Origin of the sequence: Aliiglaciecola sp. 3_MG-2023 (assembly GCF_030548205.1) — a bacterium.
Lineage (GTDB): Bacteria > Pseudomonadota > Gammaproteobacteria > Enterobacterales > Alteromonadaceae > Aliiglaciecola.
This window is the reverse complement of the sequence record NZ_JAUORV010000034.1, coordinates 1-4,923: the sequence shown is the minus strand read 5'-3', so window position 1 is coordinate 4,923 and position 4,923 is coordinate 1. Positions and strand designations below refer to the sequence as shown.

General features: G+C 40.7%; 1 protein-coding gene, 1 tRNA gene and 2 pseudogenes. 3 read left to right on the top strand and 1 reads right to left on the bottom strand.

Annotation, left to right across the window (positions count from 1 at the left end):
• The first annotated feature begins 609 nt into the window (after positions 1–609).
• Positions 610–3,723: a S8 family serine peptidase gene (locus Q4574_RS21350; RefSeq protein ID WP_303477697.1), complete on the top strand. Its 3,114-nt coding sequence runs from the start codon at positions 610–612 to the stop codon at positions 3,721–3,723.
• Positions 3,724–3,797: 74 nt separating this feature from the next.
• Here the strand turns inward: Q4574_RS21350 and Q4574_RS21345 are convergent.
• Positions 3,798–3,890 (bottom strand): annotated as a pseudogene (locus tag Q4574_RS21345) (IS3 family transposase); the annotation flags it as partial.
• A 62-nt stretch (positions 3,891–3,952) separates the two neighbouring features.
• Between Q4574_RS21345 and Q4574_RS21340 the strand changes: the two are divergent.
• Positions 3,953–4,091: pseudogene (locus tag Q4574_RS21340) on the top strand (IS3 family transposase); the annotation flags it as partial.
• A gap of 655 nt (positions 4,092–4,746) precedes the next feature.
• Positions 4,747–4,823 (top strand) — tRNA-Met (locus tag Q4574_RS21335).
• The last annotated feature ends 100 nt before the right edge of the window (positions 4,824–4,923 follow it).

The window sequence follows — 4,923 nt, the reverse complement described above, 5'->3', positions numbered from 1 at the left end:
CCATAATCGGAAGATCAAGCGCTATTTTAAAATAAATTGAAAAATCCGTTTGATTGCTGGTTTTTACGCCAAATATGAAGATTTAAACGCTTACTTTTATAATCGCTAACTAAATAGAGAGACCACTTAGAGTGATTGCCGAAATGACAGACCATTTTAGTCACTGTTAGCAGAAGAACTGTTGTTTCTAGATTCCCTAGCTTAATAAAACCTCAAATAAGCAAGAGCCTACTCATTACACACGAATTACAAAATTACTAATAATTCCTACATAAATAGCATTAATAAAAAGAAGGTAGCATAGATAAAAAACAAACAAATTGTGTATCAAACAAACAAAATTATGTCAGTATTTTTAACAACTTATGTTTAAACTTCTTAATGCAGCAAAAAATTATTATATATATCAGCGAGCTATATAGCGGGAATGTTTCTTGCTTCCGAAAAAGTCTAATTTACAAACACATCAAAAACAAAACGTTTTGATAGTGTAGAGATTAGATTTGGCCATCTTGGTCAAGTTACCAAACCAAAGAAGTTTGGAAAACGTTCCTAAACGTAAGCAGTAAATTACTGTTTCATAATTAAAAAATATAAAAGGAAATTTCTATGTTACGCAAACAGCTAGCCGTGCTCGGTACAGGGTGCTTTTTGGCGATGTCTGTACATAGTGCTTTGGCATTATCTAATCCAGACCGCAGTCTACTCAAATCAGATGCCTCAACTTTACCGTCTGTAAAATCTAGTACACGCTATATAGTACAACTAAAAGACCAACCAGCAGCCAATAGAAGTACAACATCAAGTTTGCCTCAAAAAGAAAATGGTGCTTTAAAAGCTGCAAAGTATGATGCAAATTCCCCAGCCTCAATTGTTTACCGAAAACAATTAGTAGATAAGCAAAAGCAAGTCATGAATAGTGTTGGAGTAAGTGAAGCGATTTATTCCTATGAGCACGCGTTAAACGGTTTCGCTGCTAACCTGACAGAAACGCAGATTACTAAGCTTAAATCTAATCCAGATGTAATAAATATTTGGCCTGACGAAATCAGAAAGATGGATACCTCGAATACTCCTGCATTTTTAGGTTTAACTTCACCTGATGGGCTTCATACTATAGGAAACAAAGGGGAAGATATTATTATCGGTGTGGTTGATTCTGGTGTATGGCCAGAAAACCCTAGTTTAGATGATGCAGGGTATGCGCCAATTCAGGACACTAGACCAGAATGGCCAGCTAAGGAAGATGTATGTGATGTAGGGACAGATCCCCTTTTCGATTGTAACAATAAATTGATCGGAGCCCGCTACTTCAATTCAGGCTTTTCGCCGGAATCAATTCTACCTGGTGAATTTGATTCTCCTAGAGACGCAGACGGGCATGGTACACATACTATAACAACAGCAGGTGGGAACGAGAGTGTTAACGCTTCAATTTTGGGTATTGAAGTTGGCACAGTAACCGGTATGGCGCCTCGTGCCCGTGTTGCAGCATACAAAGTGTGTTGGAATGGCAGTGCCGAAGGTAATAGCGGTTGTCCTACATCCGATTCAGTTGCCGCTATTGATGCAGCTGTGGCCGATGGTGTTGATGTTATTAACTTTTCCATCAGTGGAAGTACTACAGCCCAAGTAGATCCCGTTCATGTTGCTTTTTTCAATGCAGCTAGAGGTGGTGTATTTAGTTCACTTTCTGCTGGTAACTCAGGTCCAGGGGCCCAAACAGTCGCCCACAATGTTCCATGGGTTACTACAGTAGCCGCTTCTACTTATGACGGTGATACAGCATTAATAGGTAATGCGGTCGAAGTTAGCTACGAAGATGTGAATGAAAGTATATATTCTGTGCATGGTTCAATTACAACTACAATACCAGAATCCGGCCTTTCAGGAGAGTTGGTCGCGGCATCTCCCGCGTTAGCTTGTGATGATGGTCTGACTAATCCCGAAGAAATCGCTGGAAACATTGCTTTAATAGCGCGTGGCGTGTGTAATTTCAGTATTAAAGTACTAAATGCGCAAAACGCTGGTGCTACAGCTGTCGTAGTATACTCCGATGACCGCACTCCAACACCTATGGGTGGTGATGCGACTGGAATTACTATCCCTGGCGTAATGATTACAAATGAAAAAGGCTTAGAATTAGCCGGTTTGGTTGATGAAGTGACGGTAAGCGTTAATTTCACATATGATCCAATTTCAGGCGGTACAGCCACAGAAATAGGTAACCAAATTGCAGGGTTTTCATCTCGCGGTGAAAGTTTAGCAACCGCTGATATTATTAAACCCGACATCACGGCTCCAGGACAAAGTATTCTAGCTGGGACTTCTGGTTCACAAATCGATAGTGGTGTTATGGGCGAGAGCTATGCGTATCTTAGCGGTACCTCGATGTCATCTCCCCACATTGCGGGTTTAGCGGCATTGGTAAGAGAAACTCATCCAACCTGGAGTCCTGCAGCGGTTAAATCTGCGTTGATGACCACAGCACGACAAAATGTCACTAAAGAAGATGGTGTCACTGCTGCTGACCCATTCGATTATGGTGCTGGACATGTAGAACCTAATCTGGCTGTTGATCCCGGTTTAGTTTATGACGCAAATGAGTATGACTACTGGGCTTATTTATGTGGGCAGGGCGAATCATCGTTCACTGAATCAACTTCCGGATTTAGCTGTGCCGCATTTGAAAGTGCTGGCTACCCAACCGACGCTAGTGATTTGAATATCGCTTCAATCGCTATTGATCAACTTGCAGAAACGCAAACCATCACTCGTTATGTAACAAATGTAAGCGATTCTGATAGCTATGTTGCTACTGTTGAAGCTCCTGAAGGTATTGATGTAACTGTTAGTGTTCTTGACTGGGATACAGGTTCGATAACCGACTCTGACACAATGAGCTTTGACGATAGTGGTCTCGGCATCTATCAATTAACATTTAGTAAAAATGATAGTGCTATATTTGATGAGTGGACATTTGGTTCAGTAACTTGGAGTGATGGAACACATAGTGTGCGCAGTCCAATCGCGATAGTACCAACTGAACCGGTTAGAGTTACAGTACCTGAAACTGTCAACCTTACTACCACTAGTTCTGCTGCACGTGTGACATTGTCAGCAGACGTGGGATATAACGGGAGACTTTATGTTCAAGGTATAGGTCTTGACGAGTCAACTACACAAATAGCTTCTGTATCACAGGATGAAGATCAGACGTTCGCGTTCAATGAACCTGGTTTAGGTTTCTATTGGCTAAATGTTCCTGAAGGCACAAGAATTGCGAAAATTGCAATCAAACCTGATGATTTACCTAATCCAGCTATGGATTTAGATTTGTACGTTTGGGCATGCCCTCAGTTTAGTTGTACGCAAGTTGGTTCAAGTCTGAATTTTGACTCCAATGAATCTGTGACACTTATTGATCCAGTTCCTCTGGCCAATTTGCCAGGTTTAGATACATACATAGTATTCGTTCATGGTTGGGACATGGCTGGTGAAGGCCCTACAGATGTGCCAATTCACGTTTGGACTGTAGATGAATCTGGTACAAGTAATATGACGGTCAGAGCGTCTTCAAGAGCTGTAGCTGGCCGTTCTAGCCGAGTTTACGTTGGTATGTATGGACTACAAGCGGGTGAAAACTACGTTGGTGGTGTCATATATAAAGATGAAAACGGAGACGAAAATGCGCTAACAGTTCTTGATGTAGAAGCTCAATAATTAGTTAGGATAGATTGACGTTTTAACTGTAAAAAGCCCGCTTTTGAAGTGACCCCATTAACTTGGACTCATTTCTAAGCGGTTACCAAGGCCTGATTTCGATATTGTATCGGACTCAGGCCTTTTAATTTCAGCTCAATCCGTTCGTTATTGTAATAATCGATGTATCCTCTGATATAACCCGTCTTCAATAATGTTGATACTTTTCAAACTTAATTTGGAGAGTGTAATGCAATCAACAACTAAACATAATCAACGTGATTATTCCCCCGCTTTTAAATTGGCAGTTGTAGAGCAGGTAGAAAAGGGAATTGATCTACAAACAAGCACAAAAGCACCACGGAATTCAGGGCCGTATAACGGCATTAGGTTGCCTGTTAAGCATGACCATACAATTGGTCTAGAGGAAAACCTAAGACTTTTCAACTAAGCAACCAGTTGATTTGCTAAACCTTAGATAGAAATGACGCCAGAATAACAAATCACGGCGTTAGAGTAAGAACTGGCTGATATAAAAATAAAGGCTGACGCCTTAAAAGCCAGTGTTAATGCAGTAGAAGTCAATTATGACGTTGACCTTGTATAAAAACACAGGGTGAGCTCATCAAAGAAAACATAATTATTGATTTTAATAATAACCCAATCACTTAGCACGTATTGACGTTGTTGGTGCCCTATCCTATTCATGAAAATAGCCCCATTAGGTATCTCACTCACTATATATAGCGTTTTTATCCCACTGCGAGCTATCTTTTATAATAAAAATATCCACGCCCTAACCCTTTTTATAAATTAATACAGTTGAACAATGAAATTAAACCATCATGTATGAAAGTTAACATGACGCAAATTTTGCTAAGATAACCATCGATTCTGTATAAATTTATGTCATTTTGTATATTTTTTATGACGGTCTGGCTAGATATCGAGCAAACAAACAATTACGATAAAAAAAGTGTTGACGACCTTATGCCTAATCAGCATAATACGCGCCACTCCAAAGAGGAGTACCCAAAGATAGATGGCTACGTAGCTCAGCTGGTTAGAGCACATCACTCATAATGATGGGGTCGCAGGTTCGAGTCCCGCCGTAGCCACCAAGTCTTGTTTTAGGACAAGCATGTGCGGAAGTGGTGGAATTGGTAGACACGCTGGATTTAGGTTCCAGTGCTTCACGGCGTGAGAGTTCAAGTCTCTCCT

Coding starts and splice junctions, on each gene's coding strand:
- Q4574_RS21350 (WP_303477697.1), top strand. CDS start 610: ATGTTACGCAAACAGCTAGCCGTGCTCGGTACAGGGTGCTTTTTGGCG.